The 1,158-nt window shown below is 55.2% G+C and carries 1 protein-coding gene; it reads left to right on the forward strand.

The features are described from left to right. On the forward strand, positions 1-1,158 hold a 1,158-nt coding region (locus tag ABYP33_RS19425; RefSeq protein WP_373093032.1), incomplete at both ends, for an Ig-like domain-containing protein.

Raw genomic sequence — 1,158 nt, forward strand, 5'->3', positions numbered from 1 at the left:
GCCGATACCTCTTTTGACGCGACGGTTGCTGGTACAGATAACGCGGGCAATCCGTTTACTGCAACGACGACATCCATCTATACGGTGGATACCACCGCAGCGGCGTCTATTACTGTCGATAGTATTACTGCCGATGACATCGTTAACGCTGCAGAAGTTGGCGGTACGGTCAATGTGACCGGTTCGGTTGGCGGTGACGCGGCGGTTGGTGACACGGTTAGCTTTACTATCAATGGCACCGACTACAGCGGCACCGTGCAAGCCGGTAATACCTTTAGTATTGCGGTGGCGGGAGCTGATCTTGCTGCCGATACCTCTTTCGACGCGACGGTTGCTGGTACAGATAACGCCGGTAATCCGTTTGCGGCAACGACTACGTCTACCTATGCAGTTGATTCAACAGCGGCAGCGAGTGTGGCTGTCGATAGTATCACCGCCGATGACATCGTTAACGCTGTGGAAGCTGGCGGCACGGTCAATGTGACCGGGTCGGTTGGCGGTGACGCCGCCGTTGGCGACACGGTTAGTTTCACTATTAATGGCACTGACTACAGCGGCACCGTGCAAGCCGGTAATACCTTTAGTATTGCGGTGTCGGGAGCTGATCTGGCTGCCGATACCTCCTTCGACGTGACGGTTGCCGGTACAGATAACGCCGGTAATCCGTTTGCGGCAACGACTACGTCTACCTATACAGTTGATACAACAGCGGCAGCGAGTGTGACTGTCGACAGTATCACTGCCGATGACATCGTTAACGCTTTGGAAGCTGGCGGCACGGTCAATGTGACCGGGTCGGTTGGCGGCGATGCAGCCATTGGCGACATAGTTAGTTTTACCATCAATGGCACTGATTACAGCGGCACTGTGCAAGCCGACAATACCTTTAGCATTGCGGTGGCGGGAGCTGATTTGGCCGCCGACACCTCCTTCGACGTGACGGTTGCCGGTACAGATAACGCGGGGAATCCGTTTACGGCGACAACAACGTCAGCTCACGCTGTTGATAACTCTGCGGCAGCAATAATTGGCGTCGACAGCATCACTGCCGATGACGTTGTGAATGCGGTTGAGGCTGGCGGCACAATTAACGTAACTGGTTCGGTTGGTGGCGATGCAGCCATTGGCGACACGGTTAGCTTCACCATCAATGGCACC

This window comes from Zhongshania sp. (assembly GCF_041584495.1).
GTDB lineage: Bacteria > Pseudomonadota > Gammaproteobacteria > Pseudomonadales > Spongiibacteraceae > Spongiibacter.